At 72.2% G+C, this 24,362-nt stretch carries 23 protein-coding genes; 11 read left to right on the top strand and 12 right to left on the bottom strand.

All coding sequences use genetic code 11. The features are described 5' to 3' along the window. The first annotated feature begins 378 nt into the window (after window positions 1–378). A complete protein-coding gene (locus B4U46_RS16410) occupies window positions 379–729 on the top strand; it encodes a WhiB family transcriptional regulator (RefSeq protein WP_052713450.1) in 351 nt (116 codons plus the stop codon). A 38-nt stretch (window positions 730–767) separates the two neighbouring features. Here the strand turns inward: B4U46_RS16410 and B4U46_RS16405 are convergent, their stop codons facing one another. Together B4U46_RS16405 and B4U46_RS16400 are read right to left on the bottom strand one after the other, a co-directional pair. Continuing rightward, window positions 768–2,024, bottom strand: coding sequence for an ArsA family ATPase (locus B4U46_RS16405; RefSeq protein WP_398898894.1), 1,257 nt, complete (start codon window positions 2,022–2,024; stop codon window positions 768–770). A 17-nt stretch (window positions 2,025–2,041) separates the two neighbouring features. Beyond that, on the bottom strand, window positions 2,042–3,028 hold the full coding sequence (locus tag B4U46_RS16400) for an ArsA family ATPase (RefSeq protein ID WP_079428218.1): 987 nt from the start codon (window positions 3,026–3,028) through the stop codon (window positions 2,042–2,044). Between the two features lie 46 nt (window positions 3,029–3,074). Between B4U46_RS16400 and B4U46_RS36575 the strand changes: the two genes are divergently transcribed. The 5 genes from B4U46_RS36575 (at window position 3,075) to B4U46_RS16380 (ending at window position 6,343) form a co-directional block, all read left to right on the top strand. Then, window positions 3,075–3,236, top strand: a complete 162-nt coding sequence (locus B4U46_RS36575; RefSeq protein WP_007264966.1) for a DUF4177 domain-containing protein — start codon at window positions 3,075–3,077, stop codon at window positions 3,234–3,236. After that, on the top strand, window positions 3,233–3,706 hold the full coding sequence (locus B4U46_RS16395) for a RidA family protein (protein WP_079428216.1): 474 nt from the start codon (window positions 3,233–3,235) through the stop codon (window positions 3,704–3,706). The genes B4U46_RS36575 and B4U46_RS16395 overlap by 4 nt, the downstream gene beginning before the upstream one ends. Window positions 3,707–4,290: 584 nt before the next feature. Then, window positions 4,291–5,199, top strand: a complete 909-nt coding sequence (locus tag B4U46_RS16390) for an NUDIX hydrolase (RefSeq protein WP_079428214.1) — start codon at window positions 4,291–4,293, stop codon at window positions 5,197–5,199. Continuing rightward, window positions 5,196–6,041, top strand: a complete 846-nt coding sequence (locus tag B4U46_RS16385; protein ID WP_079428212.1) for an MBL fold metallo-hydrolase — start codon at window positions 5,196–5,198, stop codon at window positions 6,039–6,041. The genes B4U46_RS16390 and B4U46_RS16385 overlap by 4 nt, the downstream gene beginning before the upstream one ends. Continuing rightward, window positions 6,038–6,343, top strand: coding sequence for a ribosomal protein L7/L12 (locus B4U46_RS16380; RefSeq protein ID WP_079428210.1), 306 nt, complete (start codon window positions 6,038–6,040; stop codon window positions 6,341–6,343). The genes B4U46_RS16385 and B4U46_RS16380 overlap by 4 nt, the downstream gene beginning before the upstream one ends. Before the next feature lie 3 nt (window positions 6,344–6,346). Here the strand turns inward: B4U46_RS16380 and B4U46_RS16375 are convergent, their stop codons facing one another. Beyond that, the gene (locus B4U46_RS16375) at window positions 6,347–7,156 is read right to left on the bottom strand and encodes a nucleotidyltransferase domain-containing protein (RefSeq protein ID WP_079428208.1); all 810 of its coding nucleotides are present in this window, start codon (window positions 7,154–7,156) and stop codon (window positions 6,347–6,349) included. Between the two features lie 126 nt (window positions 7,157–7,282). Continuing rightward, a complete protein-coding gene (locus B4U46_RS16370) occupies window positions 7,283–7,957 on the bottom strand; it encodes a Crp/Fnr family transcriptional regulator (protein ID WP_042811540.1) in 675 nt (224 codons plus the stop codon). Window positions 7,958–8,292: 335 nt separating this feature from the next. Here B4U46_RS16370 and nth point away from each other — a divergent pair, with 335 nt between their 5' ends. From nth to B4U46_RS16355, 3 genes are all read left to right on the top strand, one after another. Next, window positions 8,293–9,156: an endonuclease III gene (gene nth / locus B4U46_RS16365; protein WP_311736938.1), complete on the top strand. Its 864-nt coding sequence runs from the start codon at window positions 8,293–8,295 to the stop codon at window positions 9,154–9,156. A 115-nt stretch (window positions 9,157–9,271) separates the two neighbouring features. Further along, the gene (locus tag B4U46_RS16360) at window positions 9,272–9,991 is read left to right on the top strand and encodes an NUDIX hydrolase (RefSeq protein ID WP_079428205.1); all 720 of its coding nucleotides are present in this window, start codon (window positions 9,272–9,274) and stop codon (window positions 9,989–9,991) included. A 13-nt stretch (window positions 9,992–10,004) separates the two neighbouring features. After that, window positions 10,005–11,207 (top strand): MarP family serine protease, encoded by a 1,203-nt coding sequence (locus B4U46_RS16355; protein ID WP_079431796.1) that lies wholly within the window; start codon window positions 10,005–10,007, stop codon window positions 11,205–11,207. Between the two features lie 4 nt (window positions 11,208–11,211). Here the strand turns inward: B4U46_RS16355 and B4U46_RS38050 are convergent, their stop codons facing one another. From B4U46_RS38050 to B4U46_RS38335, 6 genes are all read right to left on the bottom strand, one after another. Continuing rightward, complete coding sequence (locus tag B4U46_RS38050; RefSeq protein ID WP_167747590.1) at window positions 11,212–11,388, bottom strand: hypothetical protein; 177 nt, start codon at window positions 11,386–11,388, stop codon at window positions 11,212–11,214. 160 nt (window positions 11,389–11,548) lie between these two features. Beyond that, entirely contained in the window at window positions 11,549–12,523 is a 975-nt protein-coding gene (locus tag B4U46_RS16350) for an alpha/beta fold hydrolase (protein WP_079428203.1), read from the bottom strand. Continuing rightward, window positions 12,520–12,978, bottom strand: coding sequence for a phage holin family protein (locus B4U46_RS16345; protein WP_079428200.1), 459 nt, complete (start codon window positions 12,976–12,978; stop codon window positions 12,520–12,522). The genes B4U46_RS16350 and B4U46_RS16345 overlap by 4 nt, the downstream gene beginning before the upstream one ends. Window positions 12,979–13,032: 54 nt before the next feature. Next, window positions 13,033–14,478 carry a Na+/H+ antiporter NhaA gene (gene nhaA, locus B4U46_RS16340; protein WP_079428198.1) on the bottom strand — a complete coding sequence of 482 codons (1,446 nt, stop codon included), beginning with the start codon at window positions 14,476–14,478 and terminating at the stop codon, window positions 13,033–13,035. A 238-nt stretch (window positions 14,479–14,716) separates the two neighbouring features. Beyond that, a complete protein-coding gene (gene acs, locus B4U46_RS16335) occupies window positions 14,717–16,672 on the bottom strand; it encodes an acetate--CoA ligase (RefSeq protein WP_079428196.1) in 1,956 nt (651 codons plus the stop codon). A 265-nt stretch (window positions 16,673–16,937) separates the two neighbouring features. Beyond that, the gene (locus B4U46_RS38335; RefSeq protein WP_079428194.1) at window positions 16,938–19,421 is read right to left on the bottom strand and encodes a bifunctional SulP family inorganic anion transporter/carbonic anhydrase; all 2,484 of its coding nucleotides are present in this window, start codon (window positions 19,419–19,421) and stop codon (window positions 16,938–16,940) included. Between the two features lie 234 nt (window positions 19,422–19,655). Between B4U46_RS38335 and B4U46_RS16325 the strand changes: the two genes are divergently transcribed. Further along, entirely contained in the window at window positions 19,656–20,963 is a 1,308-nt protein-coding gene (locus B4U46_RS16325) for a hypothetical protein (protein WP_079428192.1), read from the top strand. Here the strand turns inward: B4U46_RS16325 and B4U46_RS16320 are convergent. Then, on the bottom strand, window positions 20,920–21,930 hold the full coding sequence (locus B4U46_RS16320) for an ATP-binding protein (RefSeq protein WP_079428190.1): 1,011 nt from the start codon (window positions 21,928–21,930) through the stop codon (window positions 20,920–20,922). The two genes, B4U46_RS16325 and B4U46_RS16320, sit on opposite strands and share 44 nt — an antisense overlap. Window positions 21,931–22,039: 109 nt before the next feature. Here B4U46_RS16320 and B4U46_RS16315 point away from each other — a divergent pair, with 109 nt between their 5' ends. Further along, window positions 22,040–22,861 (top strand): oxidoreductase, encoded by an 822-nt coding sequence (locus B4U46_RS16315; RefSeq protein WP_079428188.1) that lies wholly within the window; start codon window positions 22,040–22,042, stop codon window positions 22,859–22,861. Between the two features lie 418 nt (window positions 22,862–23,279). On the opposite strand, the gene B4U46_RS16310 is transcribed toward B4U46_RS16315, so the two are convergent. Further along, window positions 23,280–24,149: an HAD family hydrolase gene (locus B4U46_RS16310; RefSeq protein ID WP_079428186.1), complete on the bottom strand. Its 870-nt coding sequence runs from the start codon at window positions 24,147–24,149 to the stop codon at window positions 23,280–23,282. Window positions 24,150–24,362: the final 213 nt, after the last annotated feature.

Genomic DNA, 24,362 nt, shown 5'->3' with positions numbered 1-24,362 from the left:
CATTCGCCGGACACGCGCGAATGCCTTGGCCTAAGCTGTCCCCAACTGTCACAGGAGTGTGGTGCGACATCAACCCTTCGGCTTGATTTTCACCCTTCCCGAATGGGGTGGACGGATGTCCGAATCTCGCCCTTCGCTCTGACGGCCGCTCACCGGCGCTTCCCTGATTTCACCCGAATCGCCGGAATGGCCGGGCATGTCGCCGGATCACTCCGTCGGGTGATCTGCCGCTTACCCATAGTCCGTTCGGACCATTCAAGATTGGGCCCGTCGGGGGTGTTGCGGCGTCCTCGCCTTCCGTAACGTCCTCAACTGGCAGCGGTGAATATGCCGCTACCGCCGTGGGGGAGCCTCGATTCGGGAGAGGACGGCACCGGGATGGGCTGGGTAACCGACTGGAGTGCGCAGGCAGCCTGCCGCACTACCGATCCGGATGAACTGTTCGTTCAAGGAGCGGCACAGAACAGGGCCAAGGCGGTGTGCACCGGATGCCCGGTGCGGACCGAGTGCCTGGCCGACGCGCTCGACAATCGTGTCGAGTTCGGAGTGTGGGGCGGAATGACCGAGCGGGAACGGCGCGCTTTGTTGCGCAGGCGTCCCACCGTCACCTCGTGGCGACGGCTGCTCGAAACCGCTCGCACGGAGTACGAGCGCAGTACCGGCATCCTCACCGTGGATGTCGGCGCGGAGATCGACGTGGCGTACGAGACCTACGCGGCGGCCGGGTAGCCACCCGGACACCGCGCAGGAAGCACTCGTCACCACGGTCAAGCTCCGGCTGGAACCCCGGCCGCGAGTCGCTCTCCGATGGCCCGCAGCCCGGCGAGGTCGTGCACATCGCCGGGCAGGGCGGCCACTTCGGCCACCGCCACCTCGGGATGCAGCGAGGTGAAGCGATCGCGCGTGCGCTGTTCCCGCGCGATCACCTGCATGCGTTCCGCGTGCAGGCGCAGCAGCCCCGCAGTGATCGCGTCAGCGTCACCGGAGCCGTCCGCGGTGTTCATGTCGTCCACGTCGTCCACGGCGGGGGAGCCGTCGTCGGCGTCACGAAGTCCAGCTTTCCCGGGCTCCTGATCGACAATGCCGCCTTCTTCAAGATTCTCTGCAGCCGCCAGCGCCCGCTCCGCGGACAGCTGCCGCGCGTCGCTGCCGTGCACCCGGTTCAGCACCAGACCCGCCAGCGGCATGCTCTCGGCGGCCAGCCGTTCCACGAAGTACGCCGCCTCGCGCAGCGCGTCCGGCTCGGGCGCCGCGACCACCAGGAAGGCCGTGCCCGGCGCCTGGAGCAGACGGAACGTCGCGTCGGCGCGGGTGCGGAACCCGCCGAACATCGTGTCCATCGCCGCCACGAACGTCTGCACGTCCTTCAGCAGAGAAGCCCCCATCAGCTTGCTCAGCGTGCCGGTCATCATCGACATGCCGACGTTCAGGAACTTCATCCCGGCCCGCCCGCCGACCTTCGCCGGAGCCATCAGCACCCGGATGAACTTCCCGTCCAGGAAGGACCCCAGCCGCTTCGGCGCGTCGAGGAAGTCCAGCGCGGAGCGGCTCGGCGGGGTGTCCACGACGATCAGGTCCCAGTCGTCCTTCGCCCGCAGCTGGCCCAGCTTCTCCATCGCCATGTACTCCTGCGTGCCCGCGAAGCCGGCCGACAGGGACTGGTAGAAGGGGTTCGCTAGGATCGCCCGCGCCCGCTCGCGGTCCGCGTGCGCCTCGACGATCTCGTCGAAGGTCCGCTTCATGTCCAGCATCATGGCGTGCAGTTCACCGCCGTCGCCGTCCACCCCCTCGACCCTGCGCGGGGTGTTGTCCAGCGAGTCGATGCCCATCGACTGCGCCAGCCGGCGCGCCGGGTCGATGGTCAGCACCACCACCTTCCGCCCCCGCTCGGCCGCCCGTACGCCCAGCGCCGCGGCCGTCGTGGTCTTGCCGACCCCGCCCGCGCCGCAGCACACGATGATCCGCGTCGTGGGGTCGTCCAGCAGCGCGTCGACCGCCAGCCGCTGCGGCGTGTCCAGGCCCATGGTGTTCCCGCTCCCGCTCATTGCGCGTCCGCCTGCTTGCGCAGCTCCGTCGCCAGCTCGTACAGCCCGGCCAGCTCCATCCCCGAGCCCAGCAGGGGGAGTTCGTACGTCGGCACCTGAAGCCCCGCCAGCACCGCGCGCTGCTCCCGCTCCAGCTCGACGCGGCTCGCGTGCTCGGCGGCCTGTGCCAGCAGCGGCTCCACCAGCCGCTCGGCCAGCCCGCCCCGCCGGGCCCCGCCGAGACCCGCCCGGGACAGGGCCTTGGCGATTCCGGGGCGCCGGCCCTCGGCGGCCGTGCGCAGGGTGTCCTCGTCCAGGTGGTGCGGGCGCACCATGTTGACGATGACCCGCCCGAACGGAAGTCCGGCCGTGCGCAGTTCCTCGATCCCGTCGGCGGTCTCCTGGACCGGCATCTCCTCCAGCAGGGTCACCAGGTGCACGGCGGTGTCCGGGGACTTGAGCACCTTCATGACGGCCTGCGCCTGGTTGTGGATCGGCCCGAAGCGGGCCAGCCCCGCCACCTCGTCGTTGACGTTCAGGAAGCGGGTGATCCGGCCGGTCGGCGGGGCGTCCATGATCACGTGGTCGTAGACGAACCGCCCGGCCTTGTCTTTCCGCCGCACCGCCTCGCACGCCTTGCCGGTCAGCAGGACGTCCCGCAGACCGGGTGCGATGGTCGTCGCGAAGTCGATGGCCCCGAGCTTCTTCAGGGCGCGTCCCGCCGACCCGAGCTTGTAGAACATCTGGAGGTAGTCCAGCAGCGCCCGCTCCGCGTCGATGGCGAGCGCGTACACCTCTCCGCCGCCCACGCCCGGCGCGACGGCGATCTTCCGCTCCTCGTAGGGGAGCGCTTCCGTGCCGAATAGCTGTGCGATGCCCTGCCTGCCCTCGACCTCCACGAGTAGAGTCCGCCTGCCCTCGCGCGCGAGGGCCAGCGCGAGTGCGGCGGCGACCGTGGTCTTGCCGGTGCCGCCCTTGCCGCTGACCACCTGGAGCCTGCTCACAACCTCCGAGCCTAACCACTCCCGCTCAGGCGTTACGCTCGCCCCCATGACCAAGAAGTTCGAATACGCGACGGTCCCCCTGCTGGTCCACGCCACCAAGCAGATCCTGGACACCTGGGGCGAGGACGGCTGGGAGCTCGTCCAGGTCGTGCCCGGCCCGAACAACCCCGAGCAGCTCGTGGCCTACCTCAAGCGGGAGAAGGCATGAGCGGCGCCGTCGAGGCCCGGCTCGCCGAGCTCGGCCTGACCCTCCCCGAGGTCGTCCCGCCGCTGGCCGCGTACCAGCCGGCGGTGCGCTCGGGCGCGTACGTGTACACCGCGGGGCAGCTCCCGATGGTGCAGGGCAAGCTCCCGCTGACCGGCAAGGTCGGCGCGGAGGTCTCGCCGGAGCAGGCCAAGGAGCTGGCGGCGACGTGTGCGCTGAACGCGCTGGCCGCCGTGAAGTCCGTGGCCGGTGACCTGGACCGGATCGCGCGCGTGGTGAAGGTCGTCGGCTTCGTCGCCTCGGCCCCCGACTTCACGGGGCAGCCGGGCGTGCTGAACGGCGCGAGCGAGCTGCTGGGCGAGGTCCTCGGCGACAAGGGCGTGCACGCCCGCAGCGCGGTCGGCGTGGCGGTCCTCCCGCTGGACGCCCCGGTCGAGGTCGAGATCCAGGTGGAACTCGCCCCGGACGCCTGAGGGCCCTTCTCGGCCTCGCCGTACCGCTCGCGCCGCCCGGTGCCGGGGCGCCTTGCCGGCTCCGCGCCGCTGCGCCGGACTCCGTCCGCCGGTGGCCGGGCGGGGCGGTTCCCCGGGCGCTGCGCGCCCGTCGCCTCCCAGGCCGGCGGGGCTGTGAACGGCCCCGCCGGCATCCGAGGTACAACGGCCGCACCCGCGACGGCCGCACCCCGCGACGGCCGCACCCCGCGACGGCAGCACCCCGCGACGGCTGGGGGCCGCGGCGCAGGACCCGTGACGGCTGGGGCAGCGACGGCAGGACCCGTGACGGCTGGGGCAGCGACGGCTGGGGCAGCGACGGCAGGACCCGTGACGGCAGGACCCGTGACGGCAGGACCCGTGACGGCCGGGGGCCGCGGCGCCGGACCCGCGGCGCCGGACCCGCGGCGCCGGACCCGCGGCGCCGGACCCGCGGCGCCGGACCCGCGGCGCCGGACCCGCGGCGCCGGACCCGCCGTGGCCGGGGCCCCGTCCGGCAGGCCGGCGGACGCCGTCCGGCAGGAGCGGCCCTCGAACATCGGGCCGGATGGTCGTAGCATCCGGCCATGCCGAATGGTCAGCACGGTCAGCCCTCGCCCGAGCCCCCCGCCGGAGGCCAGTGGTACCCCCCGGAGTGGCCCGCCCGCATCCGCGCCCTGGCGGAAGGCGCCTTCACCCCCGCGGAGCCCCGGCGCGCCGCCACGGTGATGCTGCTCCGCGACACCCCCGTCGGCCCGGCCGTGCACATGCTGCGCCGCCGCTCCTCCATGGCGTTCGCCGGCGGCGCCTACGCCTACCCCGGCGGCGGGGTCGACCCCCGCGACGAGGACCACCGCATCGGCTGGGCCGGCCCGGACCAGGAGCAGTGGGCGGCACGCCTCGGTACCGACGCCGCCACCGCCCAGGCGATCGTCTGCGGCGCGGTCCGCGAGACCTTCGAGGAGGCGGGCGTCCTGCTCGCCGGGAAGACCCCGGACACCGTCGTCGGCGACACCACCGGGGACGACTGGGAGGCTGACCGGCAGGCCCTCGTCGGCCGCGAGCTGTCCTTCGCCGAGTTCCTCGACCGCCGCGGCCTGCTGCTGCGCTCCGACCTGCTCGGGGCCTGGGCCCGCTGGATCACCCCCGAGTTCGAGCCCCGCCGCTACGACACGTGGTTCTTCGTCGCCGCCCTCCCGGAGGGCCAGCGCACGCGCAACGCCTCCACCGAGGCCGACCGGACCGTCTGGATCCGCCCGCAGGACGCCGCCGCCGGCTACGACGCGGGCGAGCTGCTGATGATGCCGCCCACCATCTCCACCCTGCGCTCCCTGGAGCCGTACGGGGCCGCCGCCGACGCCCTCGCGGCGTCCGGCGCGCAGGACCTCACCCCGGTGCTGGCCGAGGCCACGCTGGAGGACGGCGTGGTCGTGCTCAGCTGGCCGGGCCACGACGAGTTCACCAAGCGCGTCACCCTCGGAGGAGGCCCCGCATGACCGACGCAGCGGCCCTGCCCGGCCAGCCCCGCGGAACGGTCGTCTCCGGACCGGCCACCGCCCGCGCGGTCAACATCCTGGCCCCCAACCCGTCGGCCATGACCCTGGACGGCACCAACACCTGGCTGGTCTCCGAGCCCGGCTCCGAGCTCGCCGTCGTCATCGACCCGGGCCCCCTCGACGAGGCGCACCTGCGCGCCGTCATCGCCACCGCCGAGCAGGCCGGCAAGCGGGTCGCGCTGACCCTCCTCACCCACGGCCACCCCGACCACGCCGAGGGCGCCGGCCGCTTCGCCGAGCTGACCGGCACCAAGGTGCGCGCCCTGGACCCGGCGCTGCGCCTGGGCGACGAGGGCCTGGCCGCGGGGAACGTGATCCGCACCGGCGGCCTGGAGATGCGGGTCGTGGCCACGCCCGGCCACACCGCCGACTCCCTGTGCTTCCACCTGCCGGCCGACGGGGCCGTGCTGACCGGCGACACCATCCTGGGCCGCGGGACGACCGTCGTCGCGCACCCCGACGGCCGCCTGGGCGACTACCTGGACTCCCTGCGCCGCCTGCGCTCCCTCACCGTCGACGACGGGGTCCACACCGTGCTGCCGGGGCACGGCCCGGTCCTGGAGGACGCGCAGGGCGTCGTGGAGTACTACCTGGCCCACCGCGCCCACCGGCTCGCCCAGGTCGAGACGGCGGTCGAGGACGGTCTGGTCACCCCGGAGGCCGTCGTCGCCCACGTCTACGCGGACGTGGACCGCTCGCTGTGGCCGGCCGCCGAATGGTCCGTGCGCGCGCAGCTCGAGTACCTTCGTGAACACGGACTGATCCCGGGGGGACCTGAATGAACACGCTGTACGTGCTGCTCGCGGTGCTCGCGGCCGCGGGCTGGATCACCTCCACGGTGAGCCTGCGCATGCGCGCCCTGCAGGACCGCGCGGACCGGCTGGAGCGGCGGCTCGGCCTGGTGCTGGAGCACCTGGGCGTCGAGGAGCCGGAGCCGGCCGGGCTGGACGGCGTACGCGCGCTGATGCGCGAGGGCCGGACCGTCTCGGCGATCAAGGCCTACCGGGAGATCACCGGCGCGGGCCTGGCGGAGGCCAAGCAGGCCGTCGAGTCCCTGGACCTGGCGGGCAAGGCCCGGGGCTGACCCTCACGCCCCCGGCCGCGGGGCCTTCGTGCCGTGCCGGGCCCCGTACTCCGCCGCCAGCCACGGACCGAGGTCGTCCAGGTACCGGCGGGCCACGGCCGGGTCCTCGACCGGCTCCAGGGCCACGGCGGCGGCCTCGCGCAGCTGCGCCGCCCGCTCGGGGTAGTAGCGGCCGAAGACCTCCGCGGACTCGGCGAGGTCGCTGGTCCAGCCGCCCCACTCGGGCATGACCAGCGTGAAGGCGGTCCGCACCAGGTGCCGCGAGAAGAACCGGTTCATCCGGCGGAAGTCGGCGGGCTCCGTCGCCGCCTCCCACCGGTCCCGCCACCGGGGCAGCAGGGCGGCCAGGTCGCCGTTGGTCTCCCGCGCGAGCAGGCTGTCGGGCCGGTAGCGGGGCAGGTGCTCGGCCAGGTCGGCGCCGAGCAGCGGGGTGCACAGGCAGGCCAGGAACCAGCCCAGGTCGTAACGTTCCTGCTCGCTCAGCAGCCGGTCCTTGCCGTAGAGCAGGATCCCGACGCCGTCGATCTGCGGGAAGTCCTGGTCGAGCCCGCGGCCCAGTACCTCGGCGGTGTCCCGGTCCTCGTCGGCGGGCTCCCGGTGCAGGGCGATCAGCAGGTCGAGGTCGGAGCTGCCGGGGCGGGCGGTGCCGCGCGGCACGGAACCGTACAGGTAGGCGCTGTGGAGCCGGTTCCCGTACGCCTCCACGAGCCGGCCGCGCGCGGCGGCGACGAGGTCCGCGAACGCGGGCTGGATCCTGCCGAGGGAGCCCTCCCGCTCGAAGTACCCGTCCGCGTCCAGCCCTCTGAGATCCATGATCCCTACTGTGCCCGGCGCACGGCCCGGGCCGCGGGCATTTACGTCCGGCGGCCCGGCCCGCGCCGCCGGACGCGCGCAGGGGCCCCGTCCGACACCCGGACGGGGCCCCTGCGCGAAGCGTGGTCAGCGCGAGCGCTTGGCGAGCCGCTCCACGTCCAGCAGGATCACGGCGCGCGCCTCCAGGCGCAGCCAGCCGCGGCCCGCGAAGTCGGCGAGCGCCTTGTTCACGGTCTCGCGCGAGGCGCCGACGAGCTGGGCGAGCTCCTCCTGCGTGAGGTCGTGGACGACGTGGATGCCCTCCTCCGACTGCACGCCGAAGCGGCGCGACAGGTCGAGGAGCGCGCGGGCCACGCGGCCCGGGACGTCGGAGAAGACCAGGTCGGACATCTGGTCGTTGGTCTTGCGCAGGCGCCGGGCGACGGCGCGCAGCAGGGCGGTCGCGACCTCGGGCCGGGCGTTCAGCCAGGGCTGGAGGTCGCTGTGGCCGAGGCCGAGGAGCTTGACCTCGGTCAGGGCGGTGGCGGTGGCGGTGCGCGGGCCCGGGTCGAACAGCGACAGCTCGCCGATCAGCTCGCCGGGGCCGAGGACGGCCAGCATGTTCTCGCGGCCGTCGGGGGAGGTGCGGTGCAGCTTCACCTTGCCCTCGGTCACGACGTACAGCCGGTCACCGGGGTCGCCCTCGTGGAACAGGGCGTCACCGCGTGCGAGGGTCACCTCGCCCATGGAGGCGCGGAGCTCCGCGGCCTGCTCGTCATCGAGCGCCGCGAAGAGCGGGGCGCGCCGCAGAACGTCGTCCACGAGTCTCTCTCCTATGTCGACCGGCCAGTGGGGACCGTTCCCCATTTTGCCGGACGGCTCAAACAGTGCGATCAATCACAAGGATGCCGGACGGACGGGCGTGCTGTGCGGCGAGAGGCCAATCGGGGTGGTGTTACCTGAGGTCCGGGCGGGGTGTCAGCGTCCGGCCTTAGGCTGGCCGGGTGTCCAATAAGCCGGTGAGAGCACAGGCCAAGGGGTCCGCGGGAGTGACGGCGGCCCAGAATTCAGCCGTGGGCGAACAGGCCCCTGCGGTGGCGTCCGAAACGCCCCGACCTGCCCCCCACGGCAAAGCTTCGGCCAAGAAATCGCAGTCCGTGAAGGCCGCCGGGGCGGCCGGGCCGGCGCAGGCTGCGGAGCCCGCGACGAAGGCCGCCCGGGTCCCGCGGCCGGCCGCCGCGCCCAAGCCCGAGTCCCGCCTGGCCATGGTCCGCCGGGCCCGCCGCATCAACCGCGAGCTCGCCGAGGTGTACCCGTACGCCCATCCGGAGCTGGACTTCCGCAACCCCTTCGAGCTCCTGGTCGCCACCGTCCTCTCCGCGCAGACCACCGACCTGCGGGTGAACCAGACGACCCCGGCCCTGTTCGCCGCCTACCCGACCCCCGAGGACATGGCCGCGGCCGTGCCGGAGGAACTGGAGGAGATCATTCGGCCGACCGGGTTCTTCCGGGCGAAGGCGAAGTCCCTCCTCGGCCTCTCGCAGGCCCTGCGGGACGACTTCGGCGGCGAGGTGCCGGGCCGCATGGAAGACCTGGTCAAGCTGCCGGGAGTCGGCCGCAAAACGGCGAACGTCGTCCTCGGCAACGCCTTCGGGGTCCCCGGGATCACCGTCGACACCCACTTCGGACGGCTGGTGCGCCGGTTCAAGTGGACCGAGCAGGAGGACCCCGAGAAGGTCGAGGCGGAGATCTGCGCGATCTTCCCCAAGAGCGAGTGGACGATGCTCTCGCACCGCGTCGTCTTCCACGGCCGCCGCATCTGCCACGCCCGCCGGCCCGCCTGCGGAGCCTGCCCGATCGCCCCGCTCTGCCCGGCCTACGGGGAGGGCGAGACCGACCCGGAGAAGGCGAAGAAGCTGCTGAAGTACGAGAAGGGCGGCCAGCCGGGCCAGCGGCTCTCGCCGCCCCCGGACTACCCCGGCCTCCCCGCCGCGCCCCTGGGGGCCCGTACGGGGGCCTGAGCGGGGCGCCCGCGCCGCCGGGGGCGTGTGGCGCAGCCGCCGCGCGCCCCCGGCGGAACGAATCGGTACCCGGGCCGCGTTCAGCGGACGAGGAGAACACGGACAGGGGTTGCCCATGACGCGCGGTACGCAGGACGAGACCACGGCCGAGGCCGGGCACCGGGCCGACGGCCTGGAGCTGACGACGGCCGGCCTGCCCGGCTGGCTCGACCCCGTCGTCGAGGCGGCCCGGACGGTCCGGCCCCGCCAGCTCAGCAGCTTCCTGCCCCCCGAGGACGGCCGGGGCCGCCAGTCCGCCGTGCTGATCCTCTTCGGGGAGGGCCCGCGCGGCCCCGAGATCCTCCTCCAGGAGCGCGCCGGCACGCTGCGCTCGCATGCCGGCCAGCCCTCCTTCCCGGGCGGCGCCCTGGACCCGCAGGACGGCGATCCGCACACCACCGGCCCGCTGCGCGCCGCGCTGCGGGAGGCCGAGGAGGAGACCGGGCTGGACCCGGCGGGCGTGCAGCTCTTCGGCGTACTGCCCCGGCTCTACATCCCGGTCAGCGAGTTCGTCGTGACCCCGGTGCTCGGCTGGTGGCGCGAGCCCTCGCCGGTCGGCCCGGTGGACCCGGCGGAGACTGCCCGGGTCTTCACGGTGCCCGTGGCGGATCTCACGGACCCCGCCCACCGGGTCACCGTGGTCCACCCGAGGGGCCATCAGGGGCCCGCCTTCACCGTGGAATCGGCCCTGGTCTGGGGTTTCACCGCCGGGGTCATCGACCGGATCCTGCACTTCGCGGGCTGGGAACGCCCGTGGGACCGCTCACGTCACGTCCCGCTCGACTGGCACGCATGAGACGGTGACCCTCGTGAACGTGCTGGACATCCTGTTGCTGCTCGCGGCCGTGTGGTTCGCGATCGTCGGCTACCGCCAGGGCTTCGTCGTCGGCGTCCTGTCGGTGACCGGCTTCCTGGGCGGTGGCCTCATCGCCGTGTCCCTGCTCCCGCTGATCTGGGACCGGGTGACGGAAAACGGCACCCAGGTGTCCACCACGGTCGTGGTGATCGCCGTCGTGGTCATCATCATCTGCGCCTCGATCGGCCAGGCCCTGACCACCCATCTGGGCAACCGGCTCCGGCGCTACATCACCTGGTCACCGGCCCGCGCGCTCGACGCGACCGGCGGCGCGCTGGTCAACGTCGTCGCGATGCTGCTGGTGGCCTGGCTGATCGGCTCCGCGCTGGCCGGCACCTCACTGCCCACCCTGGGCAAGGAGGTCCGCAACTCCAAGGTGCTGCTGGGCGTGTCGCGGGTGCTGCCCGACCAGGCCAACACCTGGTTCTCGGACTTCAGCTCCACCCTCGCCCGCAACGGCCTCCCCCAGGTCTTCAGCCCCTTCTCGAACGAGCCCATCGCCGAGGTGAAGCCGCCCGACCCGGCGCTGGCCGCCGGCGCCGTCGCCCAGCAGGCCAGGCTCTCGATCGTGAAGGTCGTCGGCACCGCGCCCAGCTGCAGCAAGGTCCTGGAAGGCACCGGCTTCGTCTTCGCGCCCGGCAAGGTGATGACCAACGCCCATGTCGTCGGCGGGGTCATCGAGCCGACCGTGCAGATCGGCGGCGAGGGCAAGCTGTACGACGGCAAGGTGGTGCTCTACGACTGGGAGCGCGACATCGCCGTCCTGGACGTGCCGAAGCTGCGCGCCCCGGCCCTGGAGTTCACCGAGAAGGACGCGACGAGCAGCAGCGACGCGATCGTCGCCGGCTTCCCGGAGAACGGCGGGTACGACGTCCGCGCCGCCCGCGTCCGCGGCAGGATCAACGCCAACGGCCCGGACATCTACCACCGGGGCACCGTCCGCCGCGACGTCTACTCGCTCTACGCGACCGTCCGCCAGGGCAACTCCGGCGGCCCGCTGCTGACGCCCGAGGGCCGGGTGTACGGGGTCGTCTTCGCGAAGTCGCTCGACGACCCAAACACCGGCTACGCCCTGACGGCGGACGAGATCCGGGACGACATCCGCGTCGGCAGGATCGCCGACCGGCGGGTTGACACCCAGGGTTGCGCCCTCTGACCCGCTACACCCGTGGATGGCGCAGCCGCGCCGACACCCAGCGGGCGCGGCGGCGCAGGATGCGCGGAATCCCGAGGCGGGGGTCGTGGCCTTCGCGGCCCGCCCCCCTGTCGTGCGTGCCCGGCACCGTGGCCGAGCGGCGTTCGCGTGCGGTGTCACCGTGGTCGTGCGTCCAGCCCATACAACGAGCTGTGCCCGGCCTCCAAGGTCGGTAACCCCGTCCGCGGCGGCCAATTGGCCTATGCGCCGGGCAATTGAATGACCGTAAGCCAGTCGTACGAATAAACTGCGGATCCGTCAGGAACCGGTCATCGACCCGTCAGGTACAGGCCAAGGCTTCGTCAGGGGCGGTCGGGCTCGGGGTCCTTGAGCCAGTTCACCAGCTCGGCGGAGAAGGCGGCCGGGTCCTCCTCGTGCGGGAAGTGCCCGAGGCCGTCGAAGAGCCGCCAGCGGTAGGGGGCCTCGACGTACTCCCCGGATCCGGCGGCGCTGCGCGTACGCATCACCGGGTCCAGCGATCCGTGCAGGTGCAGCGTCGGCACCCGTACGGGCCGCTTCATCCGGCGGTAGAACTGCAGCCCGTCCGGCCGGGCCATCGAGCGCATCATCCAGCGGTAGGGCTCGATCGAGCAGTGCGCGGTGGACGGGATGCACATCGCCCGCCGGTACACGCCGAGCGCTTCCTCGTCCGAGCCCTCGTCCTGGAGCCGCGGCCCGGACCACTCCCGGATCAGCTGTCCCACGAGAGCCCCGTCGTCGGCGACCAGCTGCCGCTCGGGGATGAACGGCCGCTGGAAGCCCCAGATGTGGGAGCTCGCCCGGGTCTGGCCGACGTCGCCCAGCATGGCCGAGCGCCAGCGGCGCGGGTGCGGCATGGAGGAGACGACCAGTCGGCGCACCAGCTTGGGCCGCATCACGGCCGCCGTCCAGGCCAGGTAGCCGCCCAGGTCGTGTCCGACGAGGGCGGCGTCCGGCTCGCCGAGGGAGCGGATGACGCCGGTGACGTCGAGCGCGAGGTTCGCCGGGTCGTAGCCGCGCGGGGTGCGGTCGCTGCCGCCCACTCCGCGCAGGTCCATCGCCACCGCGCGGTACCCGGCGTCCGCGAGGGCGGTCAGCTGGTGCCGCCAGGTCCACCAGAACTGCGGGAAGCCGTGCAGCAGGAGGACCAGCGGTCCGTCGCCGAGCTCCGCGACGTGGAACCGGGCGCCGTTGGCCGCGACGTCCCGGTGGGTCACCGCCCTGCCGTCCGGCAGGGCGATCCGTACCGCCGTGGCGGCGGTGGGCGGAGTGCTGGAGTCCGGCGAGGGGGCTGTCATGAGGACGAGCGTGCCACACCCACGGCCTGGTCACTCACCGGCCGCGGATGCGGCTTGACGGTTCCCACCACCGCGGCGGTCTGCTTGACGGAGTCCATCGTCTTCACCGGCGGCTTGATCTTCTTGAACTTGGCCACCGCCAGCAGCCCGACCAGCCCCGCCAGCAGCCAGAACGCGCCGCCGACGATGAGGAAGGACCAGGCGAGCCCGAGACCGAGGTTGTGGATGCCGTAGGCCGCGGCGAAACTCAGTACGGGGAGGGAGAAGAGCACGAGCACGCCCGCCGCGATCGCGGCGCCGCTGCCGATGCCCGCGCGCTTGACGTCCTGCTTGATCTCCACCTTGGCGAGCGCGATCTCGTCGTGCACCAGGGCGGACATCTCGGCGGTGGCCGCGGCGACGAGCTGGCCGAGGGTGCGCTCGGCCCCCGGAGCCCCTTGGTCCACTGCGCTCATCTCTGTCTCCCTCTGTCGTCGTCTGCCGGCGGCTGTCCTCCGTCGTCAGTCAGATCATGCCGGACGGTCGGCCCGCGCGCTGGACCCGCCCGTTGCTTCGCCCGCGCCGTCGTCCGGCTCCGGGGACTGCGCCAGGGCGAGCGCGGTGGCCCGCAGGCGGTGTTCGGCCGCCTTCTCCTCGTGGATCCGAGCCATCCGCAGGTGGTACTCCGGGTTGCCCTCTTCGTAGATGTCCGGGATCCCGTCGCGGTCCTCGTCGCGCTCCTCCGCTTCGGTCAGGGAGCGGTACGTGCGGTCGCGGAGCTTGAGCATGACGCAGGCGACGACCGCCGCGATGAGCGAGCCGAGCAGGACGGCGGCCTTGACCTCGTCGGTGAGGACGGGGTCCTCGGCGAAGGCGAGTTCGCCGATCAGGAGGGAGACGGTGAAGCCGATGCCGGCCAGGGAGGCCACGGCGAGCACATCGGGCCAGGCCAGGTCCTCGCTGAGCTCCGCACGGGTGAAGCGGGCGGCCAGCCAGGTGCCGCCGAAGATGCCCACCGTCTTGCCGACGACCAGGCCGAGGACCACGCCCAGGGTCTCGGGGCGGGTGAAGACCTGCGCGATCGCCCCGCCCGAAAGGGAGACCCCGGCGGAGAACAGGGCGAAGAGGGGCACGGCCAGGCCGGCCGACAGGGGCCGGACCAGGTGCTCGATGTGCTCGCCCGGGGAGTGCTCTTCGCCCTCCCGGCGGGTGCAGCGCAGCATCAGGCCCATGGCGACGCCGGCGATGGTGGCGTGGACGCCGCTGTTGTACATCAGGCCCCAGATGACCAGCGCCAGCGGCACGTAGACGTACCAGCCGCGGACCCCGGCGCGCAGCAGGAACCAGAAGAGGACCAGGCCGGCGACGGCCCCGCCCAGCGCGGCGAAGTCGATGCTGCCGGTGAAGAACACCGCGATGATCAGGATGGCGAAGAGGTCGTCGACGACGGCCAGGGTCAGCAGGAAGGCGCGCAGCGCGGAGGGCAGCGAGGTGCCGATGACCGCGAGGACGGCGAGGGCGAAGGCGATGTCGGTGGCGGTGGGGACCGCCCAGCCGTCGGTCGAGCCGCCGCCGAGGGTGTTGACCAGGAAGTAGACCAGCGCGGGTACGGCCATGCCGCAGACGGCGGCGATGACGGGGAGCGCGGCGGCCTTGGCGTCGCGCAGGTCGCCCGCGACGAGTTCCCGCTTGAGCTCGATGCCGGCGACGAAGAAGAAGACCGCGAGCAGGCCGTCGGCCGCCCAGTGCTGGAGCGAGAGGTCCAGGCCGAGGGAGGCGGGGCCGATGTGGAAGGACCGGACGTCGGCGAAGCTGTCCGATATCGCGGGTATGTTCGCCCACAGGAGTGCGGCGATCGCGGCCACCAGCAGCAGGACGCCGCCGACGGTCTCGGTGCGCAGCGCGTCCGCGACGAAGCGGCGCTCGGGGAGGGAGAGCCGTCCGAGGAGCTTGCGGCGGGGTGCGGGCGTGGCCACGGGGGGACCTCCGGTTGGTCGACGGCATGACGCATGCAGTTGCCGACCAGACTTCCCGGCACACCCAGAGACTTCAGTGAGGCTTCGTTGAGGCTTTAGGGCGTCAAATCTTGACGCTTCTCATATTTTACAGGGTCCGTTCCGTCGTATCGGGTGATCTTCACCTTAAACGGACGGAGGGCGTCCGGCGCGCTGTGCGCCGGACGCCCTCGTCGGGTCGTACTCGTCCTGCCGCAGGTCAGTCCTCGTCGGAGGCGCTGGGCAGCTTCGTCTGGATCAGGTCCATCACGGAGGAGTCGGCGAGCGTGGTGACGTCGCCGACCGCGCGGTTCTCGGCCACGTCGCGCAGCAGACGGCGCATGATCTTGCCGGAACGGGTCTTCGGCAGCTCCTGCACCGGCAGGATCCGCTTCGGCTTGGCGATCGGGCCGAGGGTGGCGCCCACGTGGTTGCGCAGCTCCGCGACCAGGCCGTCCGTCTCCGAGGCGCTGCCGCGCAGGATGACGAAGGCCACGATGGCCTGCCCGGTGGTCTCGTCGGCCGCGCCGACGACGGCGGCCTCGGCCACGGCGGGGTGCGAGACGAGCGCCGACTCCACCTCGGTGGTCGAGATGTTGTGGCCCGACACCAGCATCACGTCGTCGACGCGGCCCAGCAGCCAGATGTCGCCGTCGTCGTCCTTCTTGGCGCCGTCGCCCGCGAAGTAGCGGCCCTCGAAGCGGGACCAGTAGGTGTCGATGAAGCGCTGGTCGTCGCCCCAGATGGTGCGCAGCATCGACGGCCACGGTTCGGTGAGGACCAGGTAGCCGCCTCCGCCGTTCGCCACCTCGTGGCCCTCGTCGTCGACGACGGTGGCGCCGATGCCCGGCAGGGCGCGCTGGGCCGAGCCCGGCTTGGTCGCGGTGACACCGGGGAGCGGGGAGATCATCATCGCGCCGGTCTCGGTCTGCCACCAGGTGTCCACGATCGGGCAGCGGTCGCCGCCGATGTGCTTGCGGTACCAGATCCAGGCCTCGGGGTTGATCGGCTCGCCGACCGAGCCGAGCACGCGCAGGCTCGACAGGTCGAACTTCGCGGGGATGTCGTCGCCCCACTTCATGAACGTACGGATCGCGGTGGGCGCGGTGTAGAGGATGGTGACGCGGTACTTCTGCACGACCTCCCAGAACCGGCCCTGGTGCGGGGTGTCCGGGGTGCCCTCGTACATCACCTGCGTGGCGCCGTTGGCCAGCGGGCCGTAGACGATGTAGGAGTGCCCGGTGACCCAGCCGATGTCGGCGGTGCACCAGTAGACGTCGCTCTCCGGCTTCAGGTCGAAGACGGCGTGGTGGGTGTACGAGGCCTGGGTGAGGTAGCCGCCCGAGGTGTGCAGGATGCCCTTCGGCTTACCCGTGGTCCCCGAGGTGTAGAGGATGAAGAGCGGGTGCTCGGCGTCGAAGGCCTGCGGGGTGTGCTCGGTGGACTGGCGGCCGACCAGGTCGTGCCACCACAGGTCGCGGCCCTCGGTGAAGGCGGTGTCCTGGCCGGTGCGGCGGACGACGAGGACGTGCTCGACCTGCGGGCACTTGGCGACGGCCTCGTCGATGGCGGGCTTGAGCGCGCTGGGCTTGCCGCGGCGGTAGCCGCCGTCGGCGGTGATGACCAGCTTGGCGTCGGCGTCCTGGATGCGGGAGGCGACGGCGTCGGCGGAGAAGCCGCCGAAGACCACCGAGTGCGCGGCGCCGACGCGGGCGCACGCGAGCATCGCGACGACGGCCTCGGGGATCATCGGGAGGTAGACGGCGACCCGGTCGCCCGCCTGGACACCGAGCTCGGTGAGGGCGTTCGCGGCCTGCGAGACCTCGTCCTTGAGCTGGGCGTAGGTGATCGAGCGGCTGTCGCCCGGCTCGCCCTCGAAGTGGAGGGCGACGCGGTCGCCGTTGCCGGCCTCCACGTGGCGGTCCACGCAGTTGTACGCGACGTTCAGCTTGCCGTCGGCGAACCACTTCGCGAAGGGCGGGTTGCTCCAGTCGAGCGTCTCGGTGGGCTCGGTCTCCCAGGAAAGCCGTCGGGCCTGCTCGGCCCAGAAGCCCAGCCGGTCCGTGTCGGCCTTCGCGTACGCGGCCTCCTTCACGTTCGCGGCGGCGGCCAGATCGGCGGGCGGTGCGAACCGCCGCTCCTCTTTCAGCAGGTTGGCCAGGCTCTCGTTGCTCACGACATCTCCCTTTCCCAGGGTGTCCGTTGTCCCCGGGCATAGCTGAGTCCCCGGGGACAGCTCATCAGTCAGACGCCCAGGTGACAAGGGGTTGCCGAAAATTGGTTTAGACCTATACCACGACTGGGCCCGTGCCCCGCCTTCGCGCGCGCGGCGTGTCGGCGTGCGGGCGGGGCGGCGCGCCAAGGGCCCTTCCCGCCGCTGGTGCGGGAGGGCCCATGGCTTGCACGGATACGGGAGGGTATCGGTTCGGGAGGGCCTCTGGTCAGGCGTTCTGCCCGACGCTGTCGAAAACCCGACAGTCGAAGAAGTCCTCGCCGGCGGAGAGGAGATAGGCCTGGGCCTCTCCCACGTGGAAGTACATCCCGTGCAGCTCGAGCGTGCCCTCGGCGAGGCGCCGGGCCACCGACTCGTGGGCCCGCAGGTGCTCCAGCTGCTGCACCACGTTGGTCAGGCAGAGCTGCTCCACGGCATCGGCCGGGAGCCGCCCCGCGATCCGCGCCCAGGCGTGGTGCCGGCTGCCCATGCGCTGCAGGCTGGGCAGGCCGTGCCGCAGCCATCGGCTCAGCGGGGTCGCCGGAGCGCCCGGCCGGGAGTTGAGCAGGGCCTGCATGGCCCCGCAGCCCGAGTGCCCGCACACCGTGATGCTGGCGACCTTCAGCACGTCCACGGCGTACTCGATGGCCGCCGCCACCGAATCGTCGCCGGACTCCGCACCGGGCAGCGGGACGAGATTGCCCACGTTGCGCACGGTGAACAGGTCGCCCGGACCGCTGGCGGTGATCATGCTGGTGACCAGACGGGAGTCGGCGCAGGTCAGGAAGAGCTGCGAGGGACGCTGCCCCTCGCGCGCCAGCCGGGCGAGCTCCTCGCGTACGTGCGGGGCGGTGTCCCGCTGGAAGGCGGTGATCCCGCTGGCGAGTTGGCCCGCGCCGGACCGCCGGGGGGCGACCGCCGCAGCGCCGGGAGTCCCGCCCGCGCCCGGACCCGTACGGGCGGGGGCGCTCGCGGGGCCCGCGGCGCCGTGTCCCGCCCGGTCCGCCGGTGCGGGCTGGGCGGACTGCGCGACCGGAGCCGCCCGGTGGTCGCAGTGGTTCTGCCAGGGCGTCCAGGGGCGGCAGCACTGGTGCGCCCCCCGGCCCGCCTCGCCCCGGTGGCCGCCGGCCGGCGCGCCCTCGCGCCCGCCCTCGTCCCCGCCGTCGCCGGCCGCCCAGGAGCCGTCCGGTGTCCCGCCGGAGAACGCCCTGCCGCCCCGGCCGGTCAGTTCGAGCGTCCCGCCGTGCGCCAGGTGTGACTCCTGCCAGTCGTGCAGGGTCTCGTAGGCGGCGTGGTCCATGAACGAACCGTCGAGCTCGACCACCACATGCCCCTCGTGCGGAACCTGGTTCAGCACCCGGCTCAGCCGGGGGACCGCCAGGAAGGTCAACTGACCGCGCACCGTGACCCGGTGGACACCTCCCTCCTCCGCCACGGTGATCCGGGTGCGGGCCAGCCGGCGCAGCGCCAGGGCCACCGCCACCGCGATGCCGACGGCCACGCCCTCCAGTACCCCGCCCAGCACCACGGCCGCGATCGTGGTCGCGTAGACCAGGACCTCGCGGTGCCGGGAGACGGTCCGCAGGTGCGTGATGCTGACCATCTGGATTCCGACGAACATCACCAGCGCGGCCAGGGCCGCGAGCGGGATCAGGTCGAGGACCGGGACCAGCAGACCGGCGGCGAGCACTACCCACAGCCCGTGGAACATGGCTGATTTCCGGCTGACCGCGCCCGCCTTGACGTTCGCCACGCTGCGCACGGCCACGCCCGTGATCGGCAGTCCGCCCAGCAGCCCGGAGACGATGTTCGCAGCGCCCTGGCCGCGCAGTTCGCGGTCGAGGTCGGCCCGGGGCGGGCGGGCGTCCGTCCCGCGCTCGGAGGCGATCAGCTTGTCGGTGGCGACCGAGGAGAGCAGGGACTCCACGCTGCCCACCAGCGTGATCGTCAGGACGGCGGCGATCAGCCCGAGCACCGGCCCCTCGGGCACCCCTGGCAGCGCGTGGCTGCTCCAGGACGGCAGGTCGACCCGGGGCAGGGCGAGCCCGGCCAGGGCCGCGAACGCCGTGGCGGAGGCGACCGCGGCCAGGGCGGCCGGCACCTTGCGCAGGGCGCGGCCCACCCGGCCGGGCAGCCGGTTCCAGCCGAGCAGGACGCACAGCGTCAGCGCGCTCACCGCCAGCGCGGCCGGGTGCGGGTCGGCCAACTGGGCGGGCAGGCCGAGCACGTTGGCCACGGCCGAGCTCTGCGGGGTGCCCCCGAGCACGATGTGCAGCTGGGCCAGTGCGATGGTCACGCCGATGCCCGCGAGCATGCCGTGCACGATGGCCGGACTCACCATGAGCGCCGACCGCGCGGTGCGCAGGAAGGCGAGCCCCAGCTGGCAGCAGCCCGCGAGGACGGTGATCGCGCAGGTGGTCCGCCATCCGTAGCGCTGGATCAACTCGGCGGTCACGACCGTGAGTCCGGCGGCGGGGCCGCTCACCTGGAGGGGCGCGCCGCCGAGCCGTCCGGCAACGATCCCGCCCACCGCCGCGGCCACCAGCCCGGCCTGAAGGGGGGCGCCGGTGGCGAGCGCGATGCCGAGGGAGAGCGGCAGGGCGATCAGGAAGACGGCTGCGGACGCGGACAGATCGGCCGGGAGGTCCTTGCGGAAGGCGCTCCCGCCCGGTGGCGGTCGGAGGGCGGATGGGGCTGGTGCGCTGGCTGTCATGGGTTCCCGTCTCCTCTGGGGAGGGATGAAGCGGCGGGAGTCTCAACACTCGGTAAATGGATGGTAATGGAGAGTAAAGAAAGGCGGGAGGGAATGCGGGCAAACGGCCTAGAAACCCACTCGCAGGAGTGATTAAGCATTTTGTCTGGCTTGTCATACCTTCCTAAAACCGCACCGCATGGGACGTTGCGTCGGGAACGTCCTGCATCGGTACTGCGAGGGAGAGGTGTGCGGATGATGGCCGCCACGAAGAAGATCGCCGGCGGGCTGGTCGCCACGGCCCTGGTCCTGTGCGCCGCCGGGTGCAGCGGCTCGGGGTCCACCGGGCGCGGGGCCCCCGGCGCGCCGAACGGGAGGAAGGGCGCCCCCGCCCCCGAGGCGCCCGGCAGCGTCAACCGGCCCATCGGCGACGGCTCGACCGCCTACACCGGTCCGCAGCCGAACGTGCAGAAGCCGCAGAAGCTGAAGCCCGGTGAGAAGCCGCCGCAGTTCGTGGTGTTCTCGTGGGACGGGGCCGGCGAGGACAGCCAGAAGCTCTTCTCGCACTTCCGCGAGGTCGGCAAGGAGTACAACGCCCGGATGACCTACTTCCTCAGCGGCGTGTACATGCTGCCGGAGGAGAAGCGGTCCCTCTACACCGCGCCGCAGCACTCGCCGGGCCTCTCCGACATCGGGTTCGGTGACCTCCAGGGCATCAAGGACACCGCCACCCAGGTCCGCGCGGCCTGGCTGGAGGGCAACGAGATCGGCACCCACTTCAACGGCCACTTCTGCGGCCCCGACGGCGGTGTCGGCACCTGGTCCGTCGAGGAGTGGAAGAGCGAGATCAACCAGGCCAAGTCCTTCGTCAAGAACTGGAAGACGAACGCCGGCCTGAAGGAGATGGACCCGCTCCCCTTCGACTACGACAAGGAGCTCATCGGCGCCCGCACCCCCTGCCTGGAGGGGCAGAAGAACTTCATGCTGGCGGCCAAGGACATGGGCTTCCGCTACGACTCCAGCGGGATCAGCAAGCAGGTCTGGCCCAAGAAGACGGACGGGCTCTGGGACCTCCCGCTCCAGCTGGTGCCGATGCCCGGCCGGGCCTTCGACACGCTGAGCATGGACTACAACTACATGGTCAACCAGTCCGGGACGACCACCCAGGGCGACCCCTCGCAGCACCAGTACTGGGGCGACCAGATGCGCGACGGCCTCAAGCAGGCCTTCGACCGGGCCTACGAGGGCAACCGCGCACCGCTGATCATCGGCAACCACTTCGAGTCCTGGAACGGCGGCACCTACATGCGCGCCGTGGAGGAGTCCATCAAGAGCATGTGCGGCCAGAAGGAGGTCCGCTGCGTGCCCTTCCGCGAGCTGGCCGACTGGCTGGACGCCCAGGACCCGAAGACCCTGGACTGGCTGCGGACCCTCGAGGTCGGCCAGGCGCCGAAGGAGGGCTGGAACAAGTTCCTCACCGCGGGGCCGCCGGCCGCGCCGGCCGCCCCGGCGGGGAAGGTCAAGCCGGCTGCGGGGCCGGCCGGCGAGCCGGACGAGGGCTGACCAGGCCCTCGTGGAGGACGAAGCCGGGGTCGACCTGTTCTGACAGGTCGGCCCCGGTCCTGGCGTTGCCCCAGCTCTCCGCGTTGCGCAGGTGGAAGTGGACCATCTGCTCGGTGTACCTGGCCCAGTCGCGGGCGGAGTAGGAGTCCTGCGCCGCCTCCTGGAGGGCCCGCAGGGCGAGCCGGTTGGTCGCCTCCAGCAGCTCGAACGCGGCCGGGCGGCCCCGCTCCATGGCCCGCACCCAGTCGGAGTGCCCGAAGGTGACCAGCAGGTCCTCGCCCACCTCGTCCTGGAGGAATTCGATGTCCTCGGGCCCCTGCACCTTGTTCCCGACCACCCGCAGGCGGACCCCGAAGTCCCGGGCGTACTCCTTGTACTGGCGGTAGACCGAGACGCCCTTGCGGGTCGGCTCGGCCACCAGGAAGGTCATGTCGAAGCGGGTGAACATGCCCGAGGCGAAGGAGTCCGAGCCCGCCGTCATGTCGACGACGACGTACTCGTCCGGCCCGTCGACCAGGTGGTTGAGGCAGAGCTCGACGGCTCCGACCTTGGAGTGGTAGCAGGCCACCCCCAGGTCCGACTCGGCGAACGGGCCCGTCGCCATCAGCCGTACGGCGTCCCCGTCGAGCAGCAGCGTGCGCGCGCAGGCCTCGTAGACGGGGTTGTCCTCGTCCACCCGCAGCAGGCGCGAACCCGCACCGGGCGGCGTCGTCTTGATCATGCTGTCGGCCGAGGCGATGCGCGGGTTCGAACCGCGCAGGTACTCCTTGATCAGGGGCAGGTGCGCACCCAGCGCGGGCAGCGCGGCGGCCTCCTCCTCGGTGAGCCCGAGGGCGGCTCCGAGGTGCTGGTTGATGTCGGCGTCCACCGCGACGACGGGGGCTCCACTGGCTGCGAGGTGGCGGATGAAGAGGGAGGACAGCGTCGTCTTCCCACTGCCTCCCTTTCCCACGAAAGCGATCTTCATGTTCACCAAGAGTAGTGGGATGACAGCGCGGTGTGTCCGAGGTGAGTGAAGAAGACCACTCCAAGGAGGGGTCGGTGCTATGGGTCCGCAGTGCGTAGGCTCCCTACTTATGAGTAGCGCTTCCGATCCCCTGGCGGCCCTGGGCGCCCTGCCGGGCGTCGCAGAGTCCGTGGAATCCGTACGCAAGGCCGTGGACCGGGTCTACGGGCACCGGGTCATGCGCCGGCGCGGCGGGGAGATCACCTCGGAGGCCGCGCTGCGCGGCGCCCGGGGGAGCGCGGCGCTGTCGGCGGCCGACTGGGCGCTGGAGGAGGTGCGCCGCCGGACCGACTTCGGCGCGGACCCGGAGGCGCTGACGGTCGGCGCGGCCCTGCGCCTGACGGCGGAGGCGGGCCAGCTGCTGAGCATCTGGCGCCAGTCGCCGATGCGGGTCCTCGCCCGGCTGCACCTGGTGGCGTCCGGTTCGGCCGTGGCGGGGGACGTGGTGGGCCGCCCGCGCCTGGCTGGTGAGCCGGTGGACGAGCCCCTGGTGGACCTCCCGCTTCCGGACGCCGAGGAGGTCGCGGGCCGGCTCGACGGGCTGGCGCGCGTGGTCATCGCGGGCGGGTCGGCTCCGGCTCTGGTCACGGCCGCGGTGGTGCACGGCGAGCTGTTGGCGCTGCGTCCCTTCGCCTCGTACAACGGCCTGGTCGCGCGGGCGGCGGAGCGGATCGTGCTGATCAACAGCGGGCTCGACCCGAAGGCGATCTGCCCGGCGGAGGTCGGCCACGCCGAACAGGGGACGGAGGCCTACCTGGAGGCCTTCAAGGGCTACGCCTCCGGTACGGCGGAGGGGATGGCGGCCTGGATCGCGCACTGCGGCCGCGCGGTCGAGCTCGGTGCGCGCGAGTCGACGGCGGTCTGCGAGGCGCTCCAGCGCGGCGCGGCGTAGGGCCCGCGCGACGGGCGTCCGGGCGGAGGGTCCGGACACAGGGTTGCGGCGACACCATACTGCTCTGGTGTCGCCGCTGGCATTCACGCCCAGTTACCAAGCGTCCTCGATGATGCCCATCAGGCCGGGTACTTTGCCCGTGGCCTGGTGCGGCTGGCCCGTAATCGACGGGTCGACGTCGCGTGGGTGCTCGGCGTTCCTGCTTCGGTCCGTGGGCCTTACTGCGTTTTAAAGATGATCCTCTCGGATGTTCTTTGGTCTCGCGGGCCGTGACTCCTTTGTACCTCGCTTCGGAGCCGAGTGAAACCCCTGGCCGGAGTTCTTTACTTTCCGGGACGATTCTGGGCGATTCGGACGCCCCATATCGCCCCAGGCCGGGGCAGGACTCCGGGTCCGGGAGGGCCTGCGGGGCCTCGGGTCAGGCGGACGCGAGGGCCGCGGCCGCGCGGCGGCGGCTCGCGTACCAGACGAGCCCGGCGGTGGCCGCCGCCGCTCCGACCGCCGCGGCGGCGACGAGCGCGGGCCGGGCGGGCACCGACAGCCCGGGCAGCCGCTGCTTGAGCCGCACCGGCTTGCTGAACACCAGCACCGGCCACTCCCGCGCGACCGCCTCGCGCCTCAAGGCCCGGTCGGGATTGACTGCGTGCGGGTGCCCGACGGCCTCCAGCATCGGTACATCGGTGATGGAGTCGCTGTACGCGTAGCACCGCGCGAGGTCGTAGCCCTCGGATTCGGCGAGCTCCCGCACGGCCTCCGCCTTCGTGGGGCCGTAGGCGTAGTACTCGATCTCCCCGGTGAAGCAGCCGTCCTCGCCGACCACCATGCGGGTGGCCACGACGCGGTCCGCGCCGAGCATCTCGCCGATGGGCTCGACGACTTCGGCGCCCGAGCTGGACACGATCACCACGTCACGGCCCGCCGTGTGGTGGGCCTCGATGAGGGACGCGGCCTCGTCGTAGATGATCGGGTCGATCAGGTCGTGCAGCGCTTCGGCGACGATCTCGCGCACCTGGCGGACGTTCCACCCCTTGCAGAGGGCGGACAGGTACTCGCGCATCCGTTCCATCTGGTCGTGGTCGGCGCCGCCGGCCAGGAAGATGAACTGGGTGTACGCGGTCCGCAGCACGGCCCGCCGGTTGATCAGGCCACCCTGGTAGAAGGACTTGCTGAACGTCAGGGCGCTCGACTTCGCAATGACCGTCTTGTCCAGGTCGAAGAAGGCGGCGGTCCGAGGCGAGGAGTGCGGCAAGGGCTGATTTTCCACGCACCGAGCATATGCGCCCACCATTCGGCGTAAGGTGTGGCGCGTGGGTTTGCCTGAGAAGGCTCTCGGGTACACCATGGAAGTCACGGATCGTTCGCGACCGTGCTAACCCGGTCTGACTCCTCCCCCCCCCGAGTCGGACCGTGGGGACGACCCCCGCTCTCCCCCCCGGCGGGGGTCGTCGCATGTCCGGACGCGGTTCGCGTCCCACTCCTTCGGGTTCCGACGGACATCGTT

This window comes from Streptomyces katrae (assembly GCF_002028425.1).
Taxonomy (GTDB): Bacteria; Actinomycetota; Actinomycetes; order Streptomycetales; family Streptomycetaceae; genus Streptomyces; species Streptomyces katrae_A.
Note: the sequence above shows the minus strand (reverse complement) of the source record. Positions and strands in the feature narration are given on the sequence as shown.

What these genes read in the sequence shown, in the direction of transcription:
- B4U46_RS16385 (WP_079428212.1), top strand. Translation starts at nt 5,196, where the DNA reads ATGACCGACGCAGCGGCCCTGCCCGGCCAGCCCCGCGGAACGGTCGTC.
- B4U46_RS16390 (WP_079428214.1), top strand. Translation starts at nt 4,291, where the DNA reads ATGCCGAATGGTCAGCACGGTCAGCCCTCGCCCGAGCCCCCCGCCGGA.
- B4U46_RS16315 (WP_079428188.1), top strand. Translation starts at nt 22,040, where the DNA reads ATGAGTAGCGCTTCCGATCCCCTGGCGGCCCTGGGCGCCCTGCCGGGC.
- B4U46_RS38050 (WP_167747590.1), bottom strand. Translation starts at nt 11,388, where the DNA reads ATGGGCTGGACGCACGACCACGGTGACACCGCACGCGAACGCCGCTCG.
- B4U46_RS38335 (WP_079428194.1), bottom strand. Translation starts at nt 19,421, where the DNA reads ATGACAGCCAGCGCACCAGCCCCATCCGCCCTCCGACCGCCACCGGGC.
- B4U46_RS16320 (WP_079428190.1), bottom strand. Translation starts at nt 21,930, where the DNA reads ATGAAGATCGCTTTCGTGGGAAAGGGAGGCAGTGGGAAGACGACGCTG.
- B4U46_RS16375 (WP_079428208.1), bottom strand. Translation starts at nt 7,156, where the DNA reads ATGGATCTCAGAGGGCTGGACGCGGACGGGTACTTCGAGCGGGAGGGC.
- B4U46_RS16380 (WP_079428210.1), top strand. Translation starts at nt 6,038, where the DNA reads ATGAACACGCTGTACGTGCTGCTCGCGGTGCTCGCGGCCGCGGGCTGG.
- B4U46_RS36575 (WP_007264966.1), top strand. Translation starts at nt 3,075, where the DNA reads ATGACCAAGAAGTTCGAATACGCGACGGTCCCCCTGCTGGTCCACGCC.
- B4U46_RS16395 (WP_079428216.1), top strand. Translation starts at nt 3,233, where the DNA reads ATGAGCGGCGCCGTCGAGGCCCGGCTCGCCGAGCTCGGCCTGACCCTC.
- B4U46_RS16325 (WP_079428192.1), top strand. Translation starts at nt 19,656, where the DNA reads ATGATGGCCGCCACGAAGAAGATCGCCGGCGGGCTGGTCGCCACGGCC.
- B4U46_RS16360 (WP_079428205.1), top strand. Translation starts at nt 9,272, where the DNA reads ATGACGCGCGGTACGCAGGACGAGACCACGGCCGAGGCCGGGCACCGG.
- B4U46_RS16345 (WP_079428200.1), bottom strand. Translation starts at nt 12,978, where the DNA reads ATGAGCGCAGTGGACCAAGGGGCTCCGGGGGCCGAGCGCACCCTCGGC.
- B4U46_RS16405 (WP_398898894.1), bottom strand. Translation starts at nt 2,024, where the DNA reads ATGGGCCTGGACACGCCGCAGCGGCTGGCGGTCGACGCGCTGCTGGAC.
- B4U46_RS16350 (WP_079428203.1), bottom strand. Translation starts at nt 12,523, where the DNA reads ATGACAGCCCCCTCGCCGGACTCCAGCACTCCGCCCACCGCCGCCACG.
- B4U46_RS16310 (WP_079428186.1), bottom strand. Translation starts at nt 24,149, where the DNA reads ATGGTGGGCGCATATGCTCGGTGCGTGGAAAATCAGCCCTTGCCGCAC.
- B4U46_RS16410 (WP_052713450.1), top strand. Translation starts at nt 379, where the DNA reads ATGGGCTGGGTAACCGACTGGAGTGCGCAGGCAGCCTGCCGCACTACC.